This is a genomic window from Pseudomonas sp. 05N431, from assembly GCF_056397005.1.
Genome location: NZ_JBFTMN010000006.1, coordinates 174,560 through 201,014, shown reverse-complemented (window position 1 = coordinate 201,014; position 26,455 = coordinate 174,560). Strand labels below are relative to the sequence as shown.

Genomic DNA, 26,455 nt, shown 5'->3' with positions numbered 1-26,455 from the left:
TCGATCCGAGTAGTGAGCCAGTCTTGGCCAACTCACTTCAAGCAGCCGGTTTTGCTGATTGGAAATATGACGTAACGATTAGCCGGAAACCGCTCTGGCCGGGTATCTTTAACTAGCCGCCCTTCCCAAAAATAGTAATGAATATCGAGTTCTACTAAGGAGTTTGTTGACAAAATTTTCCGAAAAATGAATATTTATTTCGCGCTGGATTGCGCAACAAGGACCGAAAAAAATAAAACCAAGGAATTAATGGAGAGGTCGATGAGTATTCAGGAAGCTTTCAATGTAAGGGAAAATGAACAGGCCCTGCGCAATACAAAACACGATGCCACTTATAATAATATTGCAGCCGCTATCGTCAGGCACGGAGCAATTAAAGAGCTTGACAGATTTGGCCGGATTCTGGCGAATAAACCGTTAGATCATGAGGGGCTGGCGGTATTCTTCGGAACTGTTTGGGCATTCTTCAAAGATGTACCTGCCGGTATTATTGCGTTGGCCGCTCGGGTTACAGATGAATGGATCAAAGAGGATGCCTGGAACGGCACTGCCAAAGCGGCTCATATTCTCTATGCCTCCGTAGACGAATACGGTTTGCATCAACACAGCAAACATATGCTGCCGACGCATCATCAGATGTTCAAAGAGCTTACCTTTCATTTAGGTCTTTCGGACGCTGATCTTTTTGATAATAAACATGTGCTGCCCGAAGGCGTGGCAATGGGTAATAACACCCACCGGATGTACCGTTCGGAGTTTCTTGGCGAGTCTCTGGGCTTTCATCTCGCGTCGGAAATGACATCATCAAGAGAGTTTCAATACTTCCTTGAAGGCTTCCAGATGTACGCGGGGGAATATGGCCTAAAGGATCAGGATGATCCTGTGTTGGCATTTTTCTCTATTCACTGTGATGTAGAGCCGATGCATGTGGCAACGGGTCGGGACATTCTCGTTTCCTATTTGGAAAAAAATGAGAGTATCGGACCGCAAGCCATGAGAGGTGCTATGGCTTTTATGGATGGTTTTGAGCAAATGTTTTCAGCATTGAATAAACGCCTGAGTGCATCGATCCAATAAATTTCATGCGGGCCGAAGGCCCGCTTCTTTAACAGGGATTAGTTATGTCAAAAGAGTATGAGTGCCAGCTTTGCCATTACACTTATTCAGAGCTGGAGGGTGAACCGCTGGAAGATATCGAACCGGGCACCAAGTGGGAAGATCTGGCCGAGGGGTTCAAATGCCCTCATTGTCGAGCCAAGAAGAAAATGTTTAAGGAGGTCAATAAGTAAGTGCGTGACTTTCAGCAATCCCTATTGTTTTCTATGGTGTTGTCTATATCATTTGGGCCGATTGCCTTGATCATATTAAGACAATCCATTCTGAATGGGCGATTGAGTGCAATACCTAGCGCATTCGGCGCAGCAGTAGCCGATGTCTTATATGCAGCCATCGCGTTGATGGGTGTAGCGTTTGTGAAAACTTTTGTATTGGAACGTCAGGACATACTGACAGTCGCCTCCATAGTCTATCTCTTTTATTTGGGAGTAACGATAGCCAAGTGCGCCGATCCAGACACGTCGGCCGCGCGTCAGGCAGGGTTCATTTCTGTGTTTGCATTGACGATGACCAACCCGTTGACTGTTGTTGCAATTACTTCGTATGTCATCGCCAATAACTCAAGCGAATCGACTGTCAATGTGTCTCTTTCCTTGGCCGGTTTTTTTGTTGGCAGCTTATCCTGTCAAATGGTATATGCACTCGGTGGTGATGCTGTTGGGAAAGCTTTGTCTGGAAGAGTAAGTTTTCGCCTGCTGAACTGGTTGAGTGGCTTTTATTTGATTGTCTTTTCTTTATGGACGCTACACAGCTTTATCAAGGATAAAGGATATTTATGGGGAATGGACTGGTTTTTGGATGCTTACTGATTCTGATTCATAATGCTCTTACTGGTTGGCAAGATGTTTATCGTTCCACGCTATTTATGAATCATGATGTTTTCCTGATGACGTCATTATCGATGCTGCTAACAGCTGTATTTTTTATGATGGTTGCACGTCTAAAAAGGTCAAAAAATCTGCTTGGCCGCAAGCACCTGCTGTTTTTGAATTTCTGGACGGCTGGTAGTTGGGGTGGGATATTTTTGGCTATCTCATTACTCCCCCCTGCAATGGTAATAGGTGTTGCAACTTCATTAGCTCCGGTATTCACTTTTTGTATTAACAGGATTTATCGGCCCGACTCGGCAAGCGACCGCGGCGATATGGTGATGTGTCTGCTGTCGCTGATGGTAACGGTTTTGTTGTTTTACGATGGCTTTCGGGCGGGGTCAGAGATACCTACCGCCGTCATGGTTTTAGGGCTCTGTATTGCGGTCTACGCGGCTCTTTCGGATGCGGCGCTCACCGTCATGAATAAATCCATGTACGACAAAGGTATAAATACATTCACAATTCTCTCCTCCAGATTCTATCTGCTCATCGCCCTTTCATTTGCTTGCTCGCTGTTCAACGATACATTTCACTTGAACGCCGAAACCATGAAGGCAACATTGATAGTTTCAGTGCTCGGGATAATTCCCGCCGTATATTTACTCCAAGAAGGTATAAAGTATCTGGAGCCAGTGCTTCTGGAGATTTTGTTGTCGAGCACACCACTTTTTGTATTGGTGTTTCAATGGCTGCAACATCCTTTTCCGCCTTCCTTGATAACAGCATTTTGTTGTTTTTCAATTGTCGCCATATCGATCATTCAAATAGTCAGAAATATGAAGGCTGCCGAACATGCCAAAATGCGCTGCAATAGTTGATGCTTATTCAACAGGTCGATTTTTACCGGTTGAGCTAAAAAAACACGGATATGAAGTCATCCATGTCCAGTCAATGGATCCTATTCTTGAGTTCGACCGTGAATGCTTCAGACCTGAAGAGTTCACGAGAAATATCATAGCAAAAACTCTTGAGCAGACGGCGATGGAGTTAGAAGAGGTAGGCGTTGACTTTATAGTTCCTGGGTGTGAGTCGGGTGTGTTGTTGGCTGATCAACTAATCAAAAAGCTGAGTTTGCAGGGTAATGATTTTGATAAGACTGCACATCGTAGAAATAAATACCTTATGCAGGGTGCTTTGAGGGATGCCGGAGTCGAGTATATCGATAGCCTGGAGACGAGTTCTGCGGATGTCGCAATACAGTGGTTTGAAACACGTAAAGTTTCAACGGTTGTTGTAAAACCTTTGGACAGTGCAGGTTCTGATGGAGTGTTTTTTTGTAGTACAGCCGATGAGGTGACTTCAGCGTTTCAGCGATTGCTGAATAAAGTCAACTCAATGGGCTCAATTAATAGCATGCTATTAGTTCAAGAAAGGCTTTCGGGAGTTCAGTATATTGTAAATACGGTAAGTCGTAATGGTGAGCATTTTATTTCAGATGCTTGGAGAGAGTGCAGAGTGGAAGATCCAGAGCATGGCTATCTCGGCGACAAAGAATATCTGCTTGACCTGAAATTTCCGAGTCTTGAAGAGGCGCAACTCATCAGCTATTCAAGGCAGTGCCTTGACGCCTTGGGGATTTCCTACGGTCCCGCCCATATAGAAGTCATGTGGTGTTCGCGAAGAAACGCCCCTGTGCTTATTGAGTTGGGCGCCAGGATGCAGGGTTCTATTTGTCATAATGTTGTATTGAGTGCAGTTGGTCATAGCCATGTTACTTTAACTGCATTGGCGTATGGCAATCCTCAACTATTTGAGCTTCAAACACAAAGCTTCTCTGGTAATAAACTAAATTGCCTTGCGGTATTGATGAGATGCCCTCGTGATCTCGAAGTAATCGATGACTCGGCTTTGAAGTCCATTAGGGAACTCAATACGTATGCTGATGAGCTTCATCTGCCTGTCAAAGGATCCAAGTTAACAAGAACCATAAGCATGGAAACCTGCCCGGGGATCGTTTACCTAGTAGGTGAGGGGATCAATGAGTTAGAACGCGATTATAAGGCGCTTAAGGTGTTAGAGGGGGCGTTGTATGAAAACGCCTGGTAAGTACTTGATAGGCTACGACTCTGAAAACATTCCGTTCACCTTTGTTGATGGCGGCAGAGGTTGTGGTGTTGAATTAGACTATTTGCATATTGTATGTGCTGTTGCCGGGCTTGAGTGTCAGTTTGTTCCAATGAAGTGGAATGAGCTTTTTCAGTCTCTGGATGCCGCTGATGTACATGCGATATTTTCCAGTATCTCCCGAACAGACAAGCGAGAATTGTTTTATAACTTTACCGTTCCTTATTTTGATTCGCCAGAAGCAATTATCTACAAAGGCAGGCTAAACGGTTTCAACGCGGCACGATCGATTGGTGTGCTTGCTGGTTCAAATCATCAAAGGTATGCCCAGTCAGAGTTGGGTGCTCTCACTGTCTATGAGTTTCCGAATCTGGATGCTCTGGCGACAAATTTCCAAGGTGATTCGGTCGATAGTCTGCTGGTGGGAATTGATACGGCTAGGCTTTTTATTCGTAACATGCCAGCTTTGAGTTTAAAACTACATGAGACATTGATTGTGGCGCCGAATTATTTCGGTGATGGATCGAGTGTTGTCGTAAGCAAAACCGAAGATTTTCTGCTGAAAGCATTAAATTTTGGAATATCAAAGGTCGGGAAACTATCGGTTTAATTTTCCAGCATACTCATTGTTCCAGATCCAATGGAATATCCATATAAAACGCTCTCAAGTCGCGCAACGTTCATGATTTTTAGTGCACCCACCACTCGCCTAAATTAACGAGTGAGGGGTGAACGTCCCCTCTCCCCCTGGGGTTAGGGTGATGGGGTTTTAGTAGACGTCCCGTCGATACCTGCCCTGTTCGATCAACCGCTCGACTTCATCAACACCGAGCACTTCGTTGAGCACCTGATCCACCCCCGACGCCATCCCTTGCAGGCTGCCGCAGATGTAGATCGATGCACCGTCCGCCAGCCATTTCTTCAGCTCGACGGCGCGTTGACGCAGGCGATCCTGAACGTAGATCTTCTCCGCCTGATCCCGCGAAAACGCCAGGTCCAGCCGCTCCAGATCGCCTTCGATCAACCATCCCTCGAGTTCATCGCGACAGAGGAAGTCATGCTCGCGATTGCGTTCGCCGAACAGCAGCCAGTTGCGTGTCTGGCCATCGGCAATTCGCGCCTTGAGCAAGCTACGCAGGCCAGCCAGCCCGGTGCCGTTGCCCAGCAGAATCATCGGTACGGGCGTGGCCGGTAGATGGAAACCGCTGTTGCGCCGCACTCGCAGGCTGATGGCAGAACCCAATGGTGCGTATTCGGTCAGCCAGCCGGAGCCGATGCCCAGGCTCCCATCCGCATGGCATTCCTGACGCACCAGCAGTTCTAGCACGCCGTCGGCGGCAATCGAGGCGATCGAGTATTCGCGCATGGCCAATGGCACCAGCGCATCGACCAGCGCCTGAGCGTGCAAGCCGACCAAGTGCACGCGATTTTCGGGTAATTGACGGCTGGTCAAGGCGTGTTCCAGGGTTTCCTGCACGCCATTGATTTGCACCCGACTGTTGCCGGCGATGCCCAGTCCATCAAGGAACTGTTCAATCGCGCCTCGGCAGTTGCGCGGCAGCACTTCAACCAGGTCGCCGGCCAGCCAACTGCTGGTGTTAGGTGCCGTCAGGCCCAGCAGGTAAACGTCGGCGCCGCTGCTGTCAGGGTTGAGCAGTTCGCGTTTGCTCAAGGTCCAGTTGTTGTAGCTCGGGGCTTTCCAGGTATCGACCGGTGGCTGCCCGGTCAGTTGACCGAGTTGCTGCTGCCAATGGCGCAGGGCGTACGGGTCGCCGCTGTCGACTTCCACGGGGGCAAACAACGTGGTGCCACCGTGTTCCGAAAGCCAGCTGTGCAAGCGTTTGGCGAAGCCGCAGAAGTGTTGATACTGCCGATCACCGAGGCCAAGCACGGCGTAGTTCAGGCTCGAAAGGCTCAGCGCCCGACCAAGCACTTTGCGCTCGAAACCACGAGCGCTGTCCGGTGCTTCGCCGTCGCCAAAGGTGCTGACCACGAACAGCGCATGGCTCGACTCGCGCAGGTCCTGCTCGCTGACAGCCGCCAGCGATTGCACTTTTACCGGCAACCCGGCGGTCTGCAATTGGCTGGCGGTCTGCCACGCCAACTGTTCGGCAAAACCGCTCTGGCTGGCAAAGCCGATCAGCCACGCCGGTGCATCGCTGGTGGTGTGCACCAGGTCTTTACGGGCGTTTTTGATCTGACGTTTCTTGCGTCGACGGTCCAGGTACAGCAACCAGCCGGTGATGAAGAACAGCGGCATCGTCAGCGAGGCCAGCGTCAGCACAATTCGCCCGACGAGACCGAAGTAACTGCCAACGTGCAGCGCGTAAATGCTGGTGAACAGTTGGGCCTTGAAGCTCTTGTCGCCGTAGCGATCATGACGGCTGATAACACCAGTGGCCGGGTCGAGAGTGATCTGGTTCAGTGCCCGGTCATGGGGTGAGTTTTTCAATAGATAGAACACGGTGGCTGGTTGGCCGGCCACCGGTGGCATGCGCACGTTATAGGCGCTCAGGCCCGGCCCGGCGGCGCTGTAGATGCTGCTCCAGATCGCGTTGTAATCGGCGGTCGGCAGAGGGCCGGCCGGTGGCGGTGCACCACGACCTGGTCTGATGCGCTCGTTTTGCGGTGCATCGGACAGCAGTTTGCTCAAGCCCTTGTTGTACCACTCATAGGACCAGGACAGCCCGGTCAGTGCGGCCAACAAATACACCAGCAAGCACCAGGTGCCCGCGACCGAGTGCAGGTCCCAGTTGAAGCTGCGACCTTTTTTCGCCCAGTCGAGGGTCAGCCAGGCACGCCAGCTCGCCACCTGACGCGGCCAGCGCAAGTAGAGCCCGGACAGGCAGAAGAAAATCAGAATCAGTGTGCAGGCACCGGTAATTTGCCGGCCTGTATCGCCCATCGCCAGGAAACGGTGCAGTTGCAGCATCAGGCCAAAAAAGTCCTGGCCGACGGCATCGCCCATGTAGTCGCCGGTGTACGGATCGACGTAGCGCAACTGGCCACGGCGCTCGCCCGGCGGCGGGGTGAAGAACACGCGCGCCGCAAAGCCACTCTCGGTTTCGACCCAAAGCATCGCGACTTTCTTGCCTTCAGTGGCTTCGACCTTGGCCACCAGATCGGCCGGCGGCAGCACGCCGGCTACTTGCTTCTCGACCTGCAGGACCTGTGGGTTGAGTGCCCGCAGGATCTCATCCTGAAACGACACCGCCGCACCGGTAATGCCCATCAAGGCCAGTACCAGACCCGCACTGATGCCGAAGAACCAGTGCAGCTGGAACAGGGTTTTCTTCAACACGTCGACCGCCTTGTTCGTCTAAAACTGTTTGTTCAATAAGAAACGTCACGGCGCGCATTATGCCGTGAGTTGTCGAGAAACATTCTTTTTTACACACAAAAGCCCCGCTCATCGTGATGGGCGGGGCTTGGCGACTTGGTTCTTTATCAGAAGTGGAAGTTGGTGCTCAGCAATGCCGTACGGCCCGGCGCCTGATTGGCGAAGTGGGTGGCGAAGGCTTTGTCGTAGTAGGTCACGTCGGTCAGGTTTTGCAGGTTCAGTTGCAGGTCGACGTTTTTGGTCAACTTGTAGCTGGCCATCGCATCGTAACGAACGTAGGAGTTGACCATGGTGGTGTTGGCCACGCTGCCGAACACGTCGTCGACATAGAACGCGCCGCCACCCAGGGTCAGCTTCGGCGTGACGTTGTAAGTCGACCACAGGCTGGCGCTGTTTTTCGGGGTGTTAGGCAATTGGTTGCCATCGGTGGCGTGGTTCAACGGGCCGCCATCGACTTGCTCGCTGTCCATGTAGGCGTAGCCGGCGAAGACTTGCCATTTGTCGGTGATCTTGCCGTTTGCCGACAGCTCGATACCTTGAACGCGGGTTTTGCCGGCGTTTGCGTAGGAAGTGGTATCAACTTGGACTCGAGCGTTCTCTTTCTCGGTACGGAACACGGCGGCGGTCAACGACAGGCGGTCGTTGAGCAGGTCCCATTTGGTGCCGACTTCGTAGTTCTTGGTGGTTTCCGGCTTCATGTCGCTGCTCAGCAAGTTGCCGTTGCGATCCGTGGTTCCCGACAGCGGGTTGCCGTCCATGCCTTCGCCCAGGGTGTTGCCCGGTGGTGTGGCGGAGGTCGCATAAGAGGCATAGATGCTGCCGTTTTCCGCTGGTTTGTAAACGACGCCCAACTGGCCGGTGACGAACTCGCTGGTGTCAGCGCCTTTGGCAGTGGTAGCACCTGCCGCGGTGAAGGTCTTGTACTGGGTGTCGAAGTGATCGTAACGCAGGCCCATGTTCACCAGCCATTGCGGTGACAGTTCCAGCGTGTCGAACACGTACAGGGCCCGTGTGTTGGCGGTGGTGTCGGTACCCGCGTAGTTACGCGAAATCGCGCCGTTCCACGGATCGTTCGGGTTCGGGTTGGCCAGCGAGGTGCAGTTGTAGCCGCTGGACGCGCCGATCATCGACGGCGTGCAGTTGGTGCTCGATGTCGCGGGCGATCCCGGGGTGGTATCGGTGTTCACGTTGTACGAGGATTTTTCGCCTTCTTCGCGGGTGAACTCGACACCGGTGGAGAAGCTGTTCTTGAAGCCGGCGATGTAGAAGTTGCCAAACAGATCGGTCTGGTTGGTGGTGGTCGCCACGTTGCTGACACGGGTGTTGGCACGACGCCAGACGCTGCCGTTGTTCACGTTGCCTTTGCTGTCGTCCGGCTGGGTCAGGATGTAATCCTGCATGCTGGTGCCATGGCGCAGGGTGTTCTTGATGGTCAGCGCGTCGCTCAGGTCGTGCTCGATGGCGAAGGTCGCGGTATCGGTACGGGTCTTGCGGAAGTCGCGGTCGGTCAAGCCATAGAAGTTGCTGCTGTCACCGCCCGCATAAGGTTTGTCCGGGTTGCTCTTTGTGCGATCAGCGGTCTTGCCCGAAGCCGGTACGGTGTACGGAATGCCCGAGTCCGGCAAGTCGTTGCTTTGCAGATGGTAGTAGTCGAGGTTGACGCGGGTGTCGGTGCCCAGGCCGAAGGCCAGCGACGGCGCGATGCCCCAACGGTCGTAGTCGACCTTGTCACGGCCGGCGACGTTGCTTTCGTGGCTCAACAGGTTCAGGCGGCCAGCGGCCGTATCGCTGAACTGGTAGTTGCTGTCCAGGGTGTAGCGCTGGGTCTGGTCGGAGCCCCAGGTGAAACCGCCATTGAACGAATCGCCCAGGTGGGCTTTTTTGCTCACCAGGTTGATGCTGCCGCCCGCTGCGCCACGACCGCCAATTGCGGAGTTCGGGCCCTTGCTGACTTCGATCGACTCAACGGCGAAGATTTCACGGCTCTGGGAACCGGTGTCACGCACGCCATCCAGATAGGTGTCGCCCTGAGCGTCGAAACCACGGATGAATGGGCGGTCGCCCTGCGGATTGCCACCTTCACCGGCACCGAAAGTGATACCCGGAACGGTGCGCAGCGCATCCTGCATGTTGAGGGCGCCAGTGTCCTTGAGGACCTGCTGTGGAATCACGGTCACCGAACGCGGGGTATCAATCAGCGGCGCGGTGTATTTGGGCGAAGAGGCTTTTTCGACCTGGTAGGAGGTGGAATCCTGGGCTTCACCGGTGACACTGGTGGCATCCAGGGCAATCGCATTGCGCGGCGCTTTTTCGTCGGTCTTTTCTGTCGCGTAAGCCATGTGCGCTGCGGAGCTGGCAGTGATCGCCACGCCAATTGCAGAGGCGAGTAAACGCGGTGAGCTGACCGGTGATTGTGGTAGTTGGCGTGACATAGTGAATTCCCCTCCCCAGGGTTTGAGGTCGCGGAATATAGGGTAAACAGGTATTTGTATCAATTGCGATATATTGCTATTTGCATTGAATTTACATTCTTTACAGTTTTTCCTTACGGGTTTTGCGGACTCACCCGTCAGAGCGATTTTACATAGCCAATAAGAATCAATATCATTGGCATCCCTTTGCCCTCAGGTATCGCCCCATGCTGCTGCATATTCCCGGCTTGTTCTCCCGCGAAGAGGTGCAGCGCATTCGCGAGGCGCTGGAGCAGGCTGACTGGGCGGACGGCAAGATCACCGCAGGCTTTCAGTCGGCCAAGGCCAAGCACAACCTGCAATTGCCGGAAGGTCACCCGCTGGCGCAGGAAATTGGCGCGGCGATGCTTGAACGGTTATGGAAACATCCGCGATTCATGTCAGCGGCGTTACCGCACAAAGTCTTCCCGCCGCTGCTCAACTGCTACACGGCGGGGGGCAGTTTTGACTTTCATATCGACAACGCCGTGCGTCAGCCCAAGGGCAGCATCGAGCGCGTTCGCACCGACCTGTCGTCGACGTTGTTCTTCAGCGACCCGGACGAGTACGACGGCGGCGAGCTGGAAATCCAGGACACCTTTGGCACCCAGCGAGTGAAATTGCCGGCCGGCGACCTGGTGCTCTATCCGGGCACCAGCCTGCACAAGGTCAACGCGGTGACTCGCGGCACACGGTATGCCTCATTCTTCTGGACCCAAAGCCTGGTTCGCGAAGACAGCCAGCGCGCCTTGCTGTTCGAGATGGACGAGGCGATCCAGCAACTGACCCGGGACATGCCGGATCACCCGTCGCTGATCCGCCTGACCGGCACTTATCACAATCTGCTGCGTCGCTGGGTCGAGGTTTAGCCGTGAGCTATCGACTGCGCCGTGAGGAAGTCCTCGACGGCGATCAACTCAGCGCGATGCTCGCCGAAAGCCCGGCTCGTGCCGCCCAGGCAATCCTGATCGCTGCAATGGCCGGGCTCCTCGATGGCCAGGCCTTGCTCGGTCAAATCCTGCTCGAAGGGCAGGGCATAGCCAAGGATCAGGCGTTGGCCTTGCGCTGGTTCGAGATTGCCGCCAACGGCGGGCATTTGATGGCGCGCAACATGCTCGGTCGTTGTCATGAACATGGCTGGGGCTGTAATGCCGACGCCACGGTTGCTGCGGGGCATTATCGCTGCGCCGCCGATGCCGGGCTGGACTGGGCGATGTACAACTACGCCAACCTGCTGGCCACTGGACGTGGTGTGATCGAGGATCAGGCGCAAGCCCTGAATCTTTATCGCCGCGCCGCTGAACTGGGCCACGCCAAGTCGATGAACCTGCTGGGGCGCTATCTGGAAGAGGGGCGATTCTGCCCGGCGGATCCTCTTGCGGCCGTTGACTGGTATCGGCGTTCGGCAGAGGGCGGGGACTTTCGGGGGCAGTTCAGTTATGCGGCGGTACTGGCCGACCAAGGGCAGATCGAGGCTGCGCTGAGCTGGCTGCACGAGGCATTGGCGGGTGGGAATTTGAAGTTCTTGAAAGTGGCAGGCACGGCGCTGTTGAGTGCGAGCGACCCACAAATCCGGGCGTTGGCCACGGATTATCAGCGACGGGCGACCGAGTTGACGGATTAAGGTATGGATCGTTCCCACGTTCCGCGTGGTAACGATCATTCAGGCACAAAAAAGCCCATGACGAGTCATGGGCTTTTTGCTTACAGCGATCTGCGCTTAAACGTAGAACGACTTCAACGGCGGGAAACCATTGAACTCAACGGCGCTGTAGCTGGTGGTGTACGCGCCGGTGGACAGCCAGTACAGGCGGTCACCGATGGCCAGGTTCAGTGGCAGGCCGTACTTGTAGTTTTCGTACATGATGTCGGCGCTGTCGCAGGTCGGGCCGGCGATGACTACTTCTTCCATCTCGCCTTTCTTCTCGGTCCAGATCGGGAACTTGATGGCTTCGTCCATGGTTTCGATCAGGCCGGAGAACTTGCCCACATCCGTGTACACCCAACGCTCGACAGCGGTGCGGGATTTACGCGCGACCAACACCACTTCGCTGACCAGGATGCCGGCGTTGGCGATCAGCGAACGGCCTGGCTCGAGAATGATTTCCGGCAGGTCGTCACCGAAGTCTTCCTTGAGGAAACGGATGATTTCTTCGGCGTAGGTTTCCAGGCTGTTGGTGCGGGTGATGTAGTTGGCCGGGAAGCCGCCACCCATGTTGATCAGCTTGAGGTGGATGCCGTCTTCTTCTTTCAGACGCTCGAAGATCACTTTGACCTTGGCGATTGCCGCGTCCCAGACACTGATGTCGCGTTGCTGCGAGCCGACGTGGAAGGAGATGCCGTAAGGCACCAGGCCCAGGTCGCGAGCGAGGATCAGCAGGTCCATGGCCATGTCGGTCTGGCAACCGAATTTGCGCGACAAAGGCCAGTCAGCGGTGGTCGAGCCTTCGGTGAGGATACGTACATAGACTTTCGAGCCCGGTGCAGCCTTGGCGATGTTGCGCAGGTCGGCTTCGGAGTCGGTGGCATACAGACGCACGCCCTTCTCGAAGAAGTAGCGAATGTCCTTGGATTTCTTGATGGTGTTGCCGTAGCTGATGCGATCCGGGGATACGCCGCGGCCCAGCACTTTGTCCAGCTCGTAGATCGAGGCGATGTCGAAGCTCGAACCTTTCTCTTTCAGCAGGTCGATGATTTCGACGGCCGGGTTGGCCTTGACCGCGTAGTAAACCTTGGCAAATTCGAAACCGGCACGCAGGTCGTCATAGGCCTGGGCAATCATCGCGGTGTCGATCACCACGAACGGGGTTTCTTGTTTGTCGGCGAAGGCCTTCATTTTCTGAAAGGTTTCGCGCGCGAAATAGTCTTCGACATTGATCGACATACTTGGGAGCTCCTAATGGCAAACGGGTAAAAACAATGGGTGCAAATGAACGTCCTCCGTATCCCCACTTTGGTTCGCCTACTTCCCAAGGCATGTCGCCGAAAGCAAAAAGGCCATGGGAAATGCAGATTCCCTTGGCCTTGCTGTCTCGTCGTCAGTACTTGAGCCGGATGGATCGTTTCCAGCATGGACGTTCGGCGCGAACTTTAGGGCGTGAGGGCCTTGAGATCAACAAAAAATGTCGCGTTTTTGCACGCATCCGTCGTGCGGTCCTGGTCAGTTACTTGTGTAACGGACCCTGATGACAGGTTGATGTTCCCGCTGGAGGGATATTTTGGGGTGTTTCGGTGAGAGTTGTGGTGCCCCTAATCGCGAGCAAGCTCGCTCCCACAGGGGATGTGTGTTGATGCACAGATTGCATGCACACCACAGATCCAATGTGGGAGCGAGCTTGCTCGCGATGGCGTCCGTCAGGCCAACGCTACTTCGGCAGGCGAAACAATGCTGGTCTTGCCACCCCGTGAGCGCCCGGAGCTCAGGTACTCGGCAATCGATTCCTGCGTCACTTCACCGAGGAACACCCGCTCGGCGTCCATCACCGGCAGCCATGAGCGGTTGAACTCGTACATGCGTGACAACAGGATTCGCAGGTGCTCGTCATAGGCGGCCGTGGCGTTGAATTCGCGCAGGTATTGCACGCAGGTGCCGGTCTGACGGTGCAGATCGCGGCGGCGCACATAGCCCAGGGCTTTGTTGTCGGCGCAGGTGACCACCACGTAGCGGCGGTCGAGTTCGTCCATCAACTCCAGCGCTTCGGCCACCGGGGTTTCCGGGCTGACCGACGGCGCGTTGTCCGCCGCGTCCTCGGCCTTGACCAGCAGCAGGCGCTTGAGCGTGCTGTCCTGGCCGACGAAGTTGCTCACAAAGTCATCCGCCGGGTGCGCGAGCAGGGTATCCGGGTGATCGACCTGGACCAGCTTGCCGCCACGAAAGATCGCGATCTTGTCGCCGAGCTTGATCGCTTCGTCGATGTCATGGCTGACCATGATCACGGTTTTGCCCAGCGCCCGTTGCATCTCGAAAAACTCGTTCTGGATCATCTCGCGGTTGATCGGGTCGACCGCGCCGAACGGTTCGTCCATCAACAGCAGCGGAGCGTCGGCGGCGAGGGCACGGATCACGCCGATCCGTTGTTGCTGACCACCGGACAACTCACGCGGGTAGCGGCTCAAATACTGCTTGGGCTCTAGTTTGATCATGTTCATCAACTCGCGGGCGCGGTCATGGCATTGCTGTTTGTCCCAGCCGAGCAGGCGCGGAACGATGGTGATGTTTTCCTCGATGGTCATGTTCGGGAACAGGCCGATCTGCTGGATCACATAACCGATGTTGCGGCGCAGCGTTACGGCGTCGAGGTCGGTGGTGTCTTCGCCGTTGATCAGGATTTTGCCCGAGGTCGGCTTGATCAAGCGGTTGATCATTTTCAGCGTGGTGCTCTTGCCGCAACCCGATGGTCCGAGGAACACACAGATTTCGCCTTCATTGACGATCAGGCTTACCGAGTCCACGGCTTTCACATCTTTGCCGTTGCTTTGGAAAGTTTTGCTGAGGTTTTGAAGTTCGATCATTTCAGGAGTCCTTTTGGAGTCAGCGTGCGTTGCAGCCATTGCAGAAGCAGGTCGGCGAAGATCGCCAGAAGACTGACCAGTACCGCGCCGACGATCAGCATCGACATGTCGCTGCGGCTAATGGCAGCGAGGATAAGTACGCCCAGACCACCGGCGCCGATGGTCGCGGCGATGGTCATCACCCCAATGTTCATGACCACGGCGGTGCGCACGCCGGCGAGGATCACCGGCACCGCAATCGGCAGCTCGACCATGCGCAGGCGTTGGCCGAAGGTCATGCCGATGCCGCGCGCGGCTTCGCGAATGCCGGGTTCGACGCCGGTCAGCGCCAGGTAGGTGTTACGCATGATCGGCAGCAGGGAATACAGGAACACCGCGGTGATGGCCGGCATCGGTCCCAGGCCCTGACCGAATTTCGAGTAGAACGGCAGCAGCAGGCCGAACAGCGCAATCGACGGAATGGTCAACAGCACCGTGGCGCTGGCTTGCAAGGGACCGGCCAGCGTCGGGAAGCGCGTCATCAGAATGCCCAGCGGCACGCCGACCAGAATCGCCAGGCTCACGGCGATGCCGACCAGGGTGATGTGCTGCCAGGTCAGGTGCAGGACGAGTTGCCAGTCCAGGTGGGAAAAGGCGTTGAGAAATTCCATGGCTTTTCCTCAGTTGATGGGGTGCTGGCGCAAGAAATCTGCGGCCACGGCGGAAGGGCTTTCGTGATCGACATCGACCCGGGCGTTGAGCTGACGCATGGTTTGGTCGTCGAACAGTTCGGCCAGCGGTTTGAGTTGTTGGGCCAGTTGCGGATGGGCATCGAGGTACACCTGACGTACGACCGGCGCAGCGGTGTAGTCGGGGAAGTAATGCTTGTCGTCTTCCAGCAGTTTCAGCTTGAAGGCGTTCAAGCGACCGTCGGTGGTGTAGACCAGACCGGCAAACACCTGGCCATTACGCAGCGCGGTGTAGACCAGCCCGGCGTCCATCTGCCGGATGTTGTTGCGGGTCAGGTTCATGCCGTAGAGCTTGACCATGCCTTTGAGACCGTCGGAACGGTTGGCGAACTCGGTGTCCAGGGCTACCAGGTGGTTGGCCTTCGCCTCAGCGCCGAGCACGTTGTTCAAGTCGCTGATGCGGTTGATCTGCGGATATTCGTCAGCAACGTTCTTCGGCAGCGCCAAGGCGTAGGTATTGCTGAATTTCGACGGAGTGAGCCAGACCAGACCCTTTTTCGCGTCGAGCTCCTTGACCCGCGCGTAGGACTGTTCGCTGTCGAGTTTCTCGGTGACATGGTTGTAAGCCACCAGCGACACGCCGGTGTATTCCCACATCAGGTCGAGTTGGCCGTTTTCATGGGCGCTACGGGCCAGGCTGCTGCCCAGACCGCCGGTCACCCGAACCTCGTAACCCTTCGTCCGCAGGTATTGGGAGGTGATTTCCGCGAGCAGGGTTTGTTCGGTGAACACCCGGGCGCCGATGCGGATCAGCGGTTTGTCGGCTGCGTGGGCAAATCCTGCGCACAGCAGGACGCAGCCTAGTAATAAGCTCAATGTCTTCATGATTATTCCTTCGCTCAGCCGGATTCAGGACTGGGGTAAACCGCGTTCCAGCCAGAGGCGGCTGGCCAGTGTCACCAGACCGTCGAGCAGCAATGCCAGCAGGGCGGTGCAGGCTGCGCCGAGGATCAGTTGCGGCTGATTGTTCAAGGCAATGCCGGGGAAAATCAGGCTGCCCAGGCTGTTGGCGCCGATCAGGAACGCCAGCGGTGCGGTGCCGACGTTGATCGCCAATGCAACGCGCACGCCGCCAATGATGATCGGCACGGCATTTGGCAATTCGACCCGCCAGAGCACCTGACGCGGGGTCATGCCGATGCCGACAGCCGCCTCCTTGAGTGAACCCTGAACGTTTTTCAGGCCTTCGTAGGTGTTGCGCACGATCGGCAACAGGGACGCGAGGAACAACGCGAAGATCGCCGGGCCGCTGCCGATCCCGAGAATCCCCAGGGCGATGGCCAATACGGCGAGAGGTGGGACGGTGTTACCGATGTTGAAGAGCTGCATGAAGCGTTCAGCGCGTCCGGCCATGGTCGGGCGGCTGAGGACGATACCGGCGGGAATGCCCACAACGAGGGCGGCCAGCATGGAGGCGAGGACGAGAATCAGATGAGCTTGCAGGTAAAACAACAAATCGTCGCGGTACAGGTCGATCGTGTTGATGCCGATCCAGTGGATCAGCAGGGCCAGAAGGGCGACGACAACCGCTCCTCCTATTAGCCCTTTGCCATAGCGGATAGCCACAGGCGGACTCCTTTATTTCAGTCGGCGGACAGTGCTTCGTGTGGCGACGCCATACTTGGCTGCCGAAGACGCTGTTCGCGAAAAGCAGCTCGTCCGATGCCGGCAAAGCGGCATGAGATCGAGCCATAAGCGCAGCCTCGTCAGGCTGACTTGCTGATATTTCAGCCCCTGACGACAGGTCGTAACAGGGGAGTGGACGCCTCCACTCTTTAAAAGGTTCCACAATTAGCAGCATTTAGCCACCCCAGTCGCCTCACATCCTGTAGCAGCTGCCGAGCCCGCGAGGCTGCGTTCGGCGGCGCAGCCGTCGTAAAACCGTTAAGCACGGTATGCCTGAAAGACCGCATTGTTTGATTTACGGCCGCTTCGCAGCCGAACGCAGCCTCGCAAGCTCGACAGCTGCTACGACGGGGCGAACGGTGGTCCGTGGCCCCATGTTTACGCTATACTCGCCGCCCTTTTTTGAATCACCTGCCAGGCGATTTCCCATGACCAAACAGGCCGCCGAAGTCGCGAAACGCCGCACTTTCGCCATTATTTCCCACCCCGATGCGGGTAAGACCACCATCACCGAGAAGCTGTTGCTGATGGGCAAGGCGATTGCGGTTGCCGGCACGGTGAAGTCTCGCAAATCCGACCGCCATGCCACCTCCGACTGGATGGAAATGGAAAAGCAGCGTGGTATTTCCATTACCACGTCGGTCATGCAGTTCCCGTATCGCGATCACATGATCAACCTGCTCGATACCCCGGGTCACGAAGACTTCTCCGAAGACACCTACCGCACCCTGACAGCGGTCGACTCGGCATTGATGGTCCTCGACGGCGGTAAGGGTGTAGAGCCACGGACCATCGCCCTGATGGACGTTTGCCGTCTGCGTGACACGCCGATCGTCAGCTTCATCAACAAACTCGACCGCGACATCCGCGACCCGATCGAACTGCTCGACGAAATCGAAGCCGTCCTGAAGATCAAGGCTGCGCCGATCACCTGGCCGATCGGTTGCTACCGCGATTTCAAAGGCGTGTATCACCTCGCCGACGACTACATCATTGTCTACACCGCGGGCCACGGCCACGAGCGTACCGAGGTGAAAATCATCGAGAAGCTCGACTCCGATGAAGCCCGCGCGCATTTGGGCGACGAGTACGAGCGCTTCATCGAACAGCTGGAACTGGTGCAGGGCGCTTGCCACGAATTCAATCAACAGGAATTCATGGACGGCCAACTGACACCGGTGTTCTTCGGTACGGCGCTGGGCAACTTCGGGGTCGATCACGTGCTCGACGCCGTGGTCAACTGGGCGCCAAAGCCGCTGGCCCGTGTCGCCAACGAGCGCACCGTGGAACCGGTGGAAGAGAAGTTCACAGGCTTCGTGTTCAAGATCCAGGCGAACATGGACCCGAAACACCGCGACCGCATTGCCTTCATGCGTATCTGCTCTGGCAAGTACGAAAAAGGCATGAAGATGCGCCACGTACGCACCGGCAAGGACGTCCGGATCGGCGACGCGCTGACCTTCTTCTCCTCCGAGCGTGAGCAACTGGAAGAAGCGTTTGCCGGCGACATCATCGGTCTGCACAACCACGGCACCATCCAGATCGGCGACACCTTCACCGAAGGCGAAACCCTGGGCTTCACCGGTATCCCGCACTTCGCCCCGGAACTGTTCCGTCGCGTACGCCTGAAGGATCCGCTCAAGTCCAAGCAACTTCGCCAGGGCCTGCAGCAACTGGCCGAAGAGGGCGCGACCCAGGTGTTCTTCCCGGAACGCAGCAACGACATCATCCTCGGCGCCGTCGGTGTGCTGCAGTTCGATGTGGTCGCCAGCCGTCTGAAAGAGGAATACAAGGTCGAATGCGCCTACGAGCCGATCACCGTGTGGTCCGCTCGCTGGATCGATTGCAGCGATAAGAAGAAGCTCGAAGAGTTCAGCGTCAAGGCCGTGGAAAACCTCGCCCTCGACGGCGGCGGTCACCTGACCTACCTGGCCCCGACCCGGGTCAACCTGGCACTGATGGAAGAACGCTGGCCGGACGTGAAATTCCGTGCGACACGTGAGCATCACTAAGCACTGAACGGCTACGCCCAAAGCCCCGACGCGAAAGCCTCGGGGCTTTTTTATGGGAACGAGCATTTTGGTATATCGATTATTCCAAACCTGTCTTTTGGCAAAACGCGATTGGCGACCATCGTTAGTGTCCTATCTGGTCAATCCCGTATATCCAGACTAGATTTCAGACAGTGCTACGTTCGTTGGACGTACGATCCGTAGCTACCCGTGATTCACCTACGAAAGGATGGAATCAGCTATGAGCATTTTTCAACGCATGGTTTTACTGATCAAAGTGCTGGTGCTGCTGTCGGTGGGCACTTCGGCAGCGTGGGCGAGCAGCGGCGCGGTGCAGGACCAGGGGTTTTGGGCAGCAAAAAGTGTGCAGGGCAGTGGCTTGATGGTTGCCACTGGTGATCAGAGTCAAAGTGATACTAAAGGCGATGAGGACCCATCCTCCGACGATTCCGAAGACGATACCCAAGGTTAAACCTTAAGGGTTCAGACAAAAGAAAACCCCCTCCTGTCGGACTGATGCGCAGTCCGACAGGAGGGGGGTGGTCAACGTGTATCAAAAAGCGCCCCGAGAGGGCGCTTTTTCATGCCCGGCCTAGACGACGAATTGTTCGGCGTAATGGCAGGCCACCTGGCGGCTGTCGAGCTGGCGCAAGGCTGGCTCTTCTTTGCTGCAGCGTTCAGTGGCGTACGGGCAGCGCTTGTGGAACGCGCAGCCGGACGGCGGGTTCAGCGGGTTCGGCAGTTCGCCGACGATCTTGATTTTCGGCTTGTCCGGATCCGGGTGAATCGTCGGCGTGGCCGACAGCAGTGCCTGGGTGTACGGGTGCAGAGGACGGGTGTAGATGTCTTCTTTCGGGCCCATTTCCACCGGCCGGCCGAGGTACATCACCAACACCTGATCAGCGACGTGACGCACCACTGCCAGGTTGTGGGAGATGAACACGTAGGCGGTGTTGAACTCTTGCTGCAGGTCCATGAACAGGTTCAGCACCTGAGCCTGAATCGACACGTCCAGCGCCGAGGTCGGTTCGTCCGCGACCAGCACTTTGGGTTGCAGCATCATGGCGCGAGCCAGGGCGATCCGCTGGCGCTGACCACCCGAGAACATGTGCGGATAACGCTGATAGTGCTCGGGACGCAAGCCGACCTGCTTCATCATCGCCTGGACTTTTTCACGGCGTTCGGCCGCGGAAAGTTTGGTGTTGATCAAGAGTGGCTCTGCAAGCTGATCGCCGATTTTCTGCCGTGGGTTCAACGAGGCGTAAGGGCTCTGGAACACCATCTGCACGTCTTTGCGCAGTTGTTTGCGTTCGGCCTTGTTGGCGCCGGTGACTTCTTGCCCGGCGATTTTCAACGAGCCCGACGACGGCTCCTCGATCAGCGTCAGGGCACGGGCCAGGGTCGACTTGCCGCAGCCGGATTCACCTACGACAGCGAGCGTTTTGCCGGCTTCGAGTTCGAACGACACGCCATTGAGTGCGCGTACCAGTGCGGTGCCTTTGAACAGGCCGCGGGAGACTTCGTAGTGACGGGTCAGGTCACGGGCGGTGAGAACGACGGCCATTACGCCACCTCCTGATTCAAAGGATAGAAGCAGCGGGCGAGGCTGTTGCTTTTCGGGTCCAGGCCTGGACGTTGTTGACGGCAGTTGTCCTGCACGTACGGGCAGCGCGGCGACAGCAGGCAGCCTTGCGGACGGTCATAGCGACCGGGAACGATGCCCGGCAGGGTGGACAGGCGCGAGGAACCCAGGCTGTGCTCGGGAATGGCCTTGAGCAGCGCTTCGCTGTACGGGTGGGCAGGGATGTCGAACAACTGCGGCACCTGACCGACTTCTACCGCTTGGCCGGCATACATCACGCACACGCGCTGGGCGGTTTCGGCTACCACGGCGAGGTCGTGAGTGATCAACACCAGGCCCATGTTCTGCTCTTTTTGCAGCGCCAGCAGCAGGTCCATGATCTGCGCCTGGATCGTCACGTCCAACGCGGTGGTCGGTTCGTCGGCGATCAGCAGTTTCGGTTCGCCGGCAATCGCCATGGCAATCGCCACGCGTTGGCTCATACCGCCGGACAGTTGGTGCGGGTAGGCGTCCATACGGCTTGCGGCACCCGGGATTTCGACCTTTTCCAGCAACTCGATGGCACGCTTGCGGGCGTCCTTGCCGGACATTTTCAGGTGCAGGCGCAGCACTTCTTCGATCTGGAAGCCAACGGTGTAGCTCGGGTTCAGCGCGGTCATCGGGTCCTGGAAGACCATGGCCAGGTCCTTGCCGACGATTTGCCGACGCTGACGATTGCTGAGCTTGAGCATGTTCTTGCCGTCGAAATTCAGGGCGTCAGCGGTGACGATCCCCGGATGTTCGATCAGGCCCATCAGCGCCATCATGGTCACGGACTTGCCGGACCCCGACTCGCCAACGATGGCCAGGACTTCACCCTTGTCCACGGAAATGTCGAGACCGTCGACCACCGGAACGGCGTTCTTGTCGCCGAAGCGAACGTTGAGATTCTTGATTTCCAACAGTGACATTTGAATCTCCTCAGGCGGCGTTCTTGAGTTTCGGGTCCAGCGCATCGCGCAGGCCGTCGCCCATCAGGTTGATTGCCAGCACGCTGAGCAAAATGGTCAAGCCAGGCAGGCTGACAACCCACCAGGCGCGTTCGATGTAGTCGCGAGCCGAAGCCAGCATGGTGCCCCACTCAGGGGTTGGCGGTTGTACGCCAAGGCCGAGGAAGCCCAGTGCCGCGGCATCGAGAATCGCCGAGGAGAAGCTCAGGGTCGCCTGAACGATCAGCGGCGCCATGCAGTTGGGCAGCACGGTGATGAACATCAGGCGCGGCAGACCGGCACCGGCCAGACGCGCGGCGGTCACGTAGTCGCGGTTCAGTTCGCCCATGACCGCAGCGCGGGTCAGACGAACGTAGGCCGGCAGGGACACCACGGCGATAGCGATCACGGTGTTGATCAGGCCAGGGCCGAGGATGGCGACGATCGCCACAGCCAGCAGCAAGGACGGCAGGGCCAGCATGATGTCCATCAGACGCATGATGGTCGGGCCGAGCAGGCGCGGGAAGAACCCGGCGAACAGACCCAGCAGGATCCCCGGAATCAGCGACATGACCACCGACGACAAACCGATCAGCAAGGACAGGCGCGAACCATGGATCAGACGCGACAGCAGGTCGCGTCCCAGCTCATCGGTGCCGAGCAGGAATTGCATCTGCCCATTGGCCAGCCAGGCTGGAGGGGTCAGCAGAAAGTCGCGGAACTGCTCGCTCGGGTTATGCGGAGCAACCCATGGGGCGAAAATCGCGCAAAAAATAACCAGCAGCATGAACAACAGGCCGGCGACGGCGCCCTTGTTCTTGGAGAATGCTTGCCAGAACTCTTTGTACGGCGACGGATACAGCAGGCTTTGGTCGACTGCTACGGCGGTAGTTGGAGTACTCATACGTAGGGTCTCAGCGCTGGTGACGGATGCGTGGGTTTGCGAAGCCATAAAGAATATCCACTACAAAGTTGACCAGAATCACCAGGCAGGCGATTAACAGAATTCCGTTTTGCACCACGGGGTAGTCCCGGGCGCCAATGGCTTCGATCAGCCATTTGCCGATACCAGGCCACGAGAAGATGGTTTCGGTCAGAACCGCACCGGCCAGCAAGGTGCCGACTTGCAGGCCGACCACGGTCAGTACCGGGATCAAGGCATTGCGCAGGCCGTGAACGAACACTACGCGCGACGGCGACAGGCCTTTGGCCCGGGCGGTGCGGATGTAGTCTTCACGCAGGACTTCGAGCATCGAGGAACGGGTCATCCGGGCGATCACCGCCAACGGGATGGTGCCGAGCACGATGGCCGGAAGAATCAGGTGGTGCAGGGCGTCGAAGAACGCGCCGGTGTCATTGGCCAGCAGGGTGTCGATGAGCATGAAGCCGGTTCTTGGCTCGATGTCGTACAGCAGGTCGATCCGCCCGGACACCGGGGTCACGCCCAGGGAGACCGAGAAGAACATGATGAGGATCAGGCCCCACCAGAAAATCGGCATCGAATACCCGGCAAGGGAGATGCCCATGACCCCATGGTCGAACAGGGACCCTCGCTTCAGTGCCGCGATCACCCCGGCCAACAGGCCGAGAACGCCGGCGAACAGCAGGGCCGCCATGGACAGTTCCAGGGTGGCGGGGAACAGCGAGGTGAACTCGGTCCATACGCTTTCACGGGTCCGCAGGGATTCACCCAGGTCGCCGTGGGCCAGTTTGCCGATGTAGTCCAGATACTGGGCATACAGCGGTTTGTTCAGACCAAGGCGTTCCATTGCCTGAGCATGCATTTCGGGATCGACCCGACGTTCGCCCATCATCACTTCCACGGGGTCGCCGGGAATCATGCGAATCAACGCGAAAGTCAGCAAGGTGATGCCGAAGAACGTGGGGATCAATAATCCCAATCGGCGGGCAATAAAACTAAACATCTTCTGGTGTACCTCATCAGCCGGTTAGGCGTGCCCGGCGTCCCTGGGATCAGGGACGCCGGGAGTTTCTTATCTACTTCACCTGGGTGGTGGCGAAGTTATTAGTGGTAAGGGGGCTAATGTGGTAGCCCTCTACGTTGTTGCGCATTGCGGTGAACATGCGTGTGTGGGCCATGCTGATCCATGGCTGGTCCTGATTGAAAATAGCCTGCGCCTGTTCATAGAGCGCTGCGCGTTCGGTCGGGTTTACTTTAGCCCGGGCTTCATCGATCAGCGTCTGGAACTTCTCATTGCACCAGCGGGCGTAGTTTTCGCCGTTTTTGGCGGCCTCGCAACTGAGCATAGGCGTCAGGAAGTTATCCGGGTCGCCGTTATCGCCCGCCCATCCGGCAGACACCATATCGTGTTCACCGTTTTTTGCGCGCTTGAGCATTTCGCCCCATTCCATGACGCGAATGTCGACCTTGATTCCGACCTTGGCCAGGTCGGCCTGCATCATCTGCGCACCGAGCATCGGGTTCGGGTTGGTCGGGCCGCCACCGTTACGGGTGAACAGGGTGAACACGGTACCATCCGGAACACCGGCTTCCTTGAGCAGGGCGCGCGCCTTGTCCAGGTCACGTTTCGGGTTTTGCAGGGTCTTGTTGTAACCCAGCAGGGTAGGTGGGTACGGGTTCACCGCCACCGAGGCATTGCCTTTGCCGAACAGCGCGTTGACGTAGGCTTCCTTGTCGAACGCGATATCGATGGCTTTGCGGACCCGCACGTCGCTCATGTACTTGTGGGTGGTGTTCATGGCGATGTACGAGACGGTCATCGCGTCGAGTTCATCGACGCTCAGGTTGCTGTCTTTCTTGATGCTCGGGATGTCATCGGGCTTGGGATACAGTGCGACCTGGCACTCGTTGGCCTTGAGCTTTTGCAGGCGAACGTTGTTGTCGGTGGCGATGGCCAGAATCAACGCGTCAGCCGGTGGCTTGCCACGGAAGTACTCCGGGTTGGCCTTGAAGCGAACCTGGGCATCCTTGGCGTAACGCTGGAAGATGAACGGGCCGGTACCGACCGGTTTGTTGTTCAGGTCGCCGGTCTTGCCGGCCTTGAGCAACTGATCGGCGTACTCGGCGGAGTAGATCGAGGAGAAGGCCATGGCGATGTCCGCCAGGAACGGCGCTTCACGGCGGGTCAGGGTGAATTTGACCGTATTGTCGTCGACCTTCTCGACACTTTTGAGCAGCTCTTTGAAGCCCATGCTTTCAAAGTACGGGAAGCCCACGCTCGACTTGGAGTGCCACGGGTGGTTCGGGTCCAGTTGACGCTGGAAACTCCAGACCACGTCGTCGGCATTCATGTCGCGGGTCGGCTTGAAGTATTCGGTGGTGTGAAACTTGACACCTTTGCGCAGGTGGAACGTGTAGGTCAGACCGTCCTCGCTGATGTCCCAGGAGTCGGCCAGTGCCGGAATCACTTCAGTGGTGCCGGGCTTGAAGTCCGCCAGACGGTTGAAGATGGTTTCGGCCACCGCATCGGCTGTGACTGCAGTCGTGTACTGGACCATATCGAAGCCTTCCGGGCTGGCTTCGGTACAGACCACCAAGGGTTTGGCCGAGGCGCCGATAGCGACACTCAGCAACGTGGCGGCGATGGCCGCTCGTAAAGGAAGCATTTTCATCAAGAGCCCTCTGCAATCGGTTAAAGGACAAAAGCCGAACGGCCGATTCTTCACTGAATCAGCCGTTCGGCAGGTGTATTACAAAATGTTGAACGGGATGGTGGTCACGAGACGGAACTCGTTGAGGCTGCCGTCAGCCTGGTTTTCGCTGGCGCGGTGCGCGGTGTAGGTTGCACGGATAGCGGTAGCCTTGAGTGGGCCGCTCTGTACGGCGTACGAAGCACCGATGCCGTATTCATAGTGGTGCTCGCCATCCATGTTTTTCACGTCGTAGGCGGTGCCGGTGTAGTGCGTACCGTCGATGCCCCAGCCGCGAGCCTGATAGATGTTGAACTTCAGGCCTGGTACGCCGTATTCAGCCATGTTCAGGCCATAGGCGATCTGGAAGGACTTCTCGTTCGGACCGTTGAAGTCCGAGAGCAGGGAGTTGGCCAGGTAGATACCGTTGGTTTCGTGCAGGTAGTCGAAGTACTCGTCACCGGCAATTTGCTGCCAGGAGAACGTCAGGCTGTGAGCCTGGTGGGTCAGGCCGAACGACACGGAGTAGGCATCGTTGTTGATGTTGCCCATTTCCTTTTTGCCGGTGTCGAGGGTCTTGTAGTAGTTCAGGCCGGTGGTCAGGCCTAGCACCGAGCTATCGCCCAGTTCGTGGGTGGCACCGAAGTAGTACTGATTCCAGAAGTCCTCGACGTTCGCGACGTACAGGCTGGTCTTCAGGCTTTTGAACGGCTGATAGTTCAGGCCGGCGGTGTTCACGCGATTGGTTTCGGCTTTGTTGTTGGTGTACTCGGAGCGGAATTTCGACAGGCTCTCTTCGGTCCGCGGGGATACGCGGTCGAAGGAACCAGCATCGAACGACAGATTGTTCAGCTCTTCGCTGTGCAGGCTCACGCCCTCAAAGCTCGAAGGCAGCGCACGGTTGCCGATGGTGTCGACAATCGGGGTGCTGAAGTTCTGACGGCCGGCGGTCAGGGTCGTGTTCGATACGCGGAACTTGACGTTGGCCAGGCCCAGTTTGCTCCACTGGCCTTGGGCATCGCCGCCTTCTTTGGTCAGGGTACGGTTGTTGCCTGCGCCTGGACGAGAGCCCGGTGCACCGCCGTTGTTGGACGCCAGATCCTTGTGATCACGATCCAGTGCAACGGCGTTGTAGGCGGCCACTTCAGTGCTGACACCGACGGTGCCCTGAGTGAAGCCGGAGTTGTACTTGACGATCGTGCCCTGAACCCAGTTGATACGGCGGTCGGTTGGCGTCGCCACACCGTCTTTGAGGTAGGTGAACTTGCCGCCACGTTTCAGTTGTTCGTTGGCGTACCAGTTACGCGTGGAACCGTCGATCTTCTGACCTTCGATAAAGCCGGTTGCGGCGGCTTGTGCGCTGCTGGTGTTGACCGTAACCGGGGTGAACTCCTGGCTTTGGGTTTCAGCATAGGCCGTGGCCGTGATGCTGCTAATGGCCAAGGCCAATATCGCGGTGCTGCTCAGTCTCATGGATGAAGCTCCTTTCTTTCTTTTTTTAATGCCGGTCTTTTTTGGTGATCCGGCTATTTGGTTTGAACTCATTCAGGCATCGCAAACGTTTGCATGTGGC

Annotated in this window: 23 protein-coding genes; 10 read left to right on the top strand and 13 right to left on the bottom strand. The window is 56.9% G+C overall.

Annotated features, from left to right (window positions below):
• The first annotated feature begins 261 nt into the window (after positions 1 to 261).
• The 6 genes from AC1DIG_RS13545 to AC1DIG_RS13520 are packed head-to-tail and all read left to right on the top strand — an operon-like array spanning position 262 to position 4,662.
• The gene (locus AC1DIG_RS13545; RefSeq protein ID WP_477767709.1) at positions 262 to 1,077 is read left to right on the top strand and encodes an iron-containing redox enzyme family protein; all 816 of its coding nucleotides are present in this window, start codon (positions 262 to 264) and stop codon (positions 1,075 to 1,077) included.
• 44 nt (positions 1,078 to 1,121) lie between these two features.
• On the top strand, positions 1,122 to 1,289 hold the full coding sequence (locus AC1DIG_RS13540; RefSeq protein WP_477767708.1) for a rubredoxin: 168 nt from the start codon (positions 1,122 to 1,124) through the stop codon (positions 1,287 to 1,289).
• Positions 1,290 to 1,925: a LysE family translocator gene (locus AC1DIG_RS13535; protein WP_477767707.1), complete on the top strand. Its 636-nt coding sequence runs from the start codon at positions 1,290 to 1,292 to the stop codon at positions 1,923 to 1,925.
• Positions 1,892 to 2,806, top strand: a complete 915-nt coding sequence (locus tag AC1DIG_RS13530) for an EamA family transporter (protein ID WP_477767706.1) — start codon at positions 1,892 to 1,894, stop codon at positions 2,804 to 2,806. Before AC1DIG_RS13535 ends, AC1DIG_RS13530 begins: the two co-directional genes overlap by 34 nt.
• The gene (locus tag AC1DIG_RS13525; RefSeq protein WP_477767705.1) at positions 2,781 to 4,034 is read left to right on the top strand and encodes an ATP-grasp domain-containing protein; all 1,254 of its coding nucleotides are present in this window, start codon (positions 2,781 to 2,783) and stop codon (positions 4,032 to 4,034) included. The genes AC1DIG_RS13530 and AC1DIG_RS13525 overlap by 26 nt, the downstream gene beginning before the upstream one ends.
• Positions 4,018 to 4,662, top strand: a complete 645-nt coding sequence (locus AC1DIG_RS13520) for a substrate-binding periplasmic protein (protein WP_477767704.1) — start codon at positions 4,018 to 4,020, stop codon at positions 4,660 to 4,662. The genes AC1DIG_RS13525 and AC1DIG_RS13520 overlap by 17 nt, the downstream gene beginning before the upstream one ends.
• Before the next feature lie 159 nt (positions 4,663 to 4,821).
• Here the strand turns inward: AC1DIG_RS13520 and AC1DIG_RS13515 are convergent, their stop codons facing one another.
• Both AC1DIG_RS13515 and AC1DIG_RS13510 read right to left on the bottom strand, forming a co-directional pair.
• Complete coding sequence (locus AC1DIG_RS13515) at positions 4,822 to 7,353, bottom strand: PepSY domain-containing protein (protein WP_477767703.1); 2,532 nt, start codon at positions 7,351 to 7,353, stop codon at positions 4,822 to 4,824.
• A 146-nt stretch (positions 7,354 to 7,499) separates the two neighbouring features.
• A complete protein-coding gene (locus AC1DIG_RS13510) occupies positions 7,500 to 9,824 on the bottom strand; it encodes a TonB-dependent receptor (protein ID WP_477767702.1) in 2,325 nt (774 codons plus the stop codon).
• A 206-nt stretch (positions 9,825 to 10,030) separates the two neighbouring features.
• Here AC1DIG_RS13510 and AC1DIG_RS13505 point away from each other — a divergent pair, with 206 nt between their 5' ends.
• Together AC1DIG_RS13505 and AC1DIG_RS13500 are read left to right on the top strand one after the other, a co-directional pair.
• A complete protein-coding gene (locus AC1DIG_RS13505) occupies positions 10,031 to 10,711 on the top strand; it encodes a Fe2+-dependent dioxygenase (protein WP_054594043.1) in 681 nt (226 codons plus the stop codon).
• 2 nt (positions 10,712 to 10,713) lie between these two features.
• The gene (locus AC1DIG_RS13500; protein WP_477767701.1) at positions 10,714 to 11,466 is read left to right on the top strand and encodes a tetratricopeptide repeat protein; all 753 of its coding nucleotides are present in this window, start codon (positions 10,714 to 10,716) and stop codon (positions 11,464 to 11,466) included.
• Positions 11,467 to 11,562: 96 nt separating this feature from the next.
• On the opposite strand, the gene AC1DIG_RS13495 is transcribed toward AC1DIG_RS13500, so the two are convergent.
• The 5 genes from AC1DIG_RS13495 to AC1DIG_RS13475 all read right to left on the bottom strand — a co-directional run bounded on the left by AC1DIG_RS13495 (position 11,563) and on the right by AC1DIG_RS13475 (position 16,648).
• A complete protein-coding gene (locus AC1DIG_RS13495; protein ID WP_477767700.1) occupies positions 11,563 to 12,726 on the bottom strand; it encodes a type III PLP-dependent enzyme in 1,164 nt (387 codons plus the stop codon).
• 470 nt (positions 12,727 to 13,196) lie between these two features.
• Entirely contained in the window at positions 13,197 to 14,354 is a 1,158-nt protein-coding gene (locus AC1DIG_RS13490) for an osmoprotectant ABC transporter ATP-binding protein OsmV (RefSeq protein ID WP_477767699.1), read from the bottom strand.
• Positions 14,351 to 15,004, bottom strand: coding sequence for an ABC transporter permease (locus AC1DIG_RS13485; protein WP_477767698.1), 654 nt, complete (start codon positions 15,002 to 15,004; stop codon positions 14,351 to 14,353). The genes AC1DIG_RS13490 and AC1DIG_RS13485 overlap by 4 nt, the downstream gene beginning before the upstream one ends.
• A gap of 9 nt (positions 15,005 to 15,013) precedes the next feature.
• Positions 15,014 to 15,907, bottom strand: a complete 894-nt coding sequence (locus AC1DIG_RS13480) for a glycine betaine ABC transporter substrate-binding protein (protein ID WP_477767697.1) — start codon at positions 15,905 to 15,907, stop codon at positions 15,014 to 15,016.
• Between the two features lie 24 nt (positions 15,908 to 15,931).
• Positions 15,932 to 16,648 (bottom strand): ABC transporter permease, encoded by a 717-nt coding sequence (locus AC1DIG_RS13475; protein WP_477767696.1) that lies wholly within the window; start codon positions 16,646 to 16,648, stop codon positions 15,932 to 15,934.
• Between the two features lie 488 nt (positions 16,649 to 17,136).
• Between AC1DIG_RS13475 and AC1DIG_RS13470 the strand changes: the two genes are divergently transcribed.
• Both AC1DIG_RS13470 and AC1DIG_RS13465 read left to right on the top strand, forming a co-directional pair.
• Positions 17,137 to 18,720: a peptide chain release factor 3 gene (locus AC1DIG_RS13470; protein ID WP_477767695.1), complete on the top strand. Its 1,584-nt coding sequence runs from the start codon at positions 17,137 to 17,139 to the stop codon at positions 18,718 to 18,720.
• A 229-nt stretch (positions 18,721 to 18,949) separates the two neighbouring features.
• Positions 18,950 to 19,192 (top strand): hypothetical protein, encoded by a 243-nt coding sequence (locus tag AC1DIG_RS13465; protein WP_371919124.1) that lies wholly within the window; start codon positions 18,950 to 18,952, stop codon positions 19,190 to 19,192.
• A gap of 120 nt (positions 19,193 to 19,312) precedes the next feature.
• On the opposite strand, the gene AC1DIG_RS13460 is transcribed toward AC1DIG_RS13465, so the two are convergent.
• From AC1DIG_RS13460 to AC1DIG_RS13435, 6 genes are all read right to left on the bottom strand, one after another.
• On the bottom strand, positions 19,313 to 20,284 hold the full coding sequence (locus AC1DIG_RS13460) for a peptide ABC transporter ATP-binding protein (RefSeq protein ID WP_427530041.1): 972 nt from the start codon (positions 20,282 to 20,284) through the stop codon (positions 19,313 to 19,315).
• Positions 20,284 to 21,252: an ABC transporter ATP-binding protein gene (locus tag AC1DIG_RS13455; RefSeq protein WP_429540370.1), complete on the bottom strand. Its 969-nt coding sequence runs from the start codon at positions 21,250 to 21,252 to the stop codon at positions 20,284 to 20,286. The genes AC1DIG_RS13460 and AC1DIG_RS13455 overlap by 1 nt, the downstream gene beginning before the upstream one ends.
• Before the next feature lie 10 nt (positions 21,253 to 21,262).
• Positions 21,263 to 22,174: an ABC transporter permease subunit gene (locus AC1DIG_RS13450; RefSeq protein ID WP_054594032.1), complete on the bottom strand. Its 912-nt coding sequence runs from the start codon at positions 22,172 to 22,174 to the stop codon at positions 21,263 to 21,265.
• 10 nt (positions 22,175 to 22,184) lie between these two features.
• Positions 22,185 to 23,195, bottom strand: coding sequence for an ABC transporter permease subunit (locus tag AC1DIG_RS13445; RefSeq protein ID WP_103315790.1), 1,011 nt, complete (start codon positions 23,193 to 23,195; stop codon positions 22,185 to 22,187).
• Between the two features lie 73 nt (positions 23,196 to 23,268).
• Positions 23,269 to 24,864, bottom strand: coding sequence for an ABC transporter substrate-binding protein (locus tag AC1DIG_RS13440; protein WP_477767694.1), 1,596 nt, complete (start codon positions 24,862 to 24,864; stop codon positions 23,269 to 23,271).
• A gap of 78 nt (positions 24,865 to 24,942) precedes the next feature.
• Entirely contained in the window at positions 24,943 to 26,355 is a 1,413-nt protein-coding gene (locus tag AC1DIG_RS13435) for an OprD family porin (protein ID WP_477767693.1), read from the bottom strand.
• Positions 26,356 to 26,455 lie beyond the last annotated feature (100 nt).

Coding starts and splice junctions, on each gene's coding strand:
- AC1DIG_RS13545 (WP_477767709.1), top strand. CDS start 262: ATGAGTATTCAGGAAGCTTTCAATGTAAGGGAAAATGAACAGGCCCTG.
- AC1DIG_RS13460 (WP_427530041.1), bottom strand. CDS start 20,284: ATGGCCGTCGTTCTCACCGCCCGTGACCTGACCCGTCACTACGAAGTC.
- AC1DIG_RS13540 (WP_477767708.1), top strand. CDS start 1,122: ATGTCAAAAGAGTATGAGTGCCAGCTTTGCCATTACACTTATTCAGAG.
- AC1DIG_RS13530 (WP_477767706.1), top strand. CDS start 1,892: ATGGGGAATGGACTGGTTTTTGGATGCTTACTGATTCTGATTCATAAT.
- AC1DIG_RS13455 (WP_429540370.1), bottom strand. CDS start 21,252: ATGTCACTGTTGGAAATCAAGAATCTCAACGTTCGCTTCGGCGACAAG.
- AC1DIG_RS13465 (WP_371919124.1), top strand. CDS start 18,950: ATGGAATCAGCTATGAGCATTTTTCAACGCATGGTTTTACTGATCAAA.
- AC1DIG_RS13450 (WP_054594032.1), bottom strand. CDS start 22,174: ATGAGTACTCCAACTACCGCCGTAGCAGTCGACCAAAGCCTGCTGTAT.
- AC1DIG_RS13505 (WP_054594043.1), top strand. CDS start 10,031: ATGCTGCTGCATATTCCCGGCTTGTTCTCCCGCGAAGAGGTGCAGCGC.
- AC1DIG_RS13485 (WP_477767698.1), bottom strand. CDS start 15,004: ATGGAATTTCTCAACGCCTTTTCCCACCTGGACTGGCAACTCGTCCTG.
- AC1DIG_RS13490 (WP_477767699.1), bottom strand. CDS start 14,354: ATGATCGAACTTCAAAACCTCAGCAAAACTTTCCAAAGCAACGGCAAA.
- AC1DIG_RS13470 (WP_477767695.1), top strand. CDS start 17,137: ATGACCAAACAGGCCGCCGAAGTCGCGAAACGCCGCACTTTCGCCATT.
- AC1DIG_RS13525 (WP_477767705.1), top strand. CDS start 2,781: ATGCCAAAATGCGCTGCAATAGTTGATGCTTATTCAACAGGTCGATTT.
- AC1DIG_RS13440 (WP_477767694.1), bottom strand. CDS start 24,864: ATGAAAATGCTTCCTTTACGAGCGGCCATCGCCGCCACGTTGCTGAGT.
- AC1DIG_RS13495 (WP_477767700.1), bottom strand. CDS start 12,726: ATGTCGATCAATGTCGAAGACTATTTCGCGCGCGAAACCTTTCAGAAA.
- AC1DIG_RS13435 (WP_477767693.1), bottom strand. CDS start 26,355: ATGAGACTGAGCAGCACCGCGATATTGGCCTTGGCCATTAGCAGCATC.
- AC1DIG_RS13520 (WP_477767704.1), top strand. CDS start 4,018: ATGAAAACGCCTGGTAAGTACTTGATAGGCTACGACTCTGAAAACATT.
- AC1DIG_RS13480 (WP_477767697.1), bottom strand. CDS start 15,907: ATGAAGACATTGAGCTTATTACTAGGCTGCGTCCTGCTGTGCGCAGGA.
- AC1DIG_RS13510 (WP_477767702.1), bottom strand. CDS start 9,824: ATGTCACGCCAACTACCACAATCACCGGTCAGCTCACCGCGTTTACTC.
- AC1DIG_RS13445 (WP_103315790.1), bottom strand. CDS start 23,195: ATGTTTAGTTTTATTGCCCGCCGATTGGGATTATTGATCCCCACGTTC.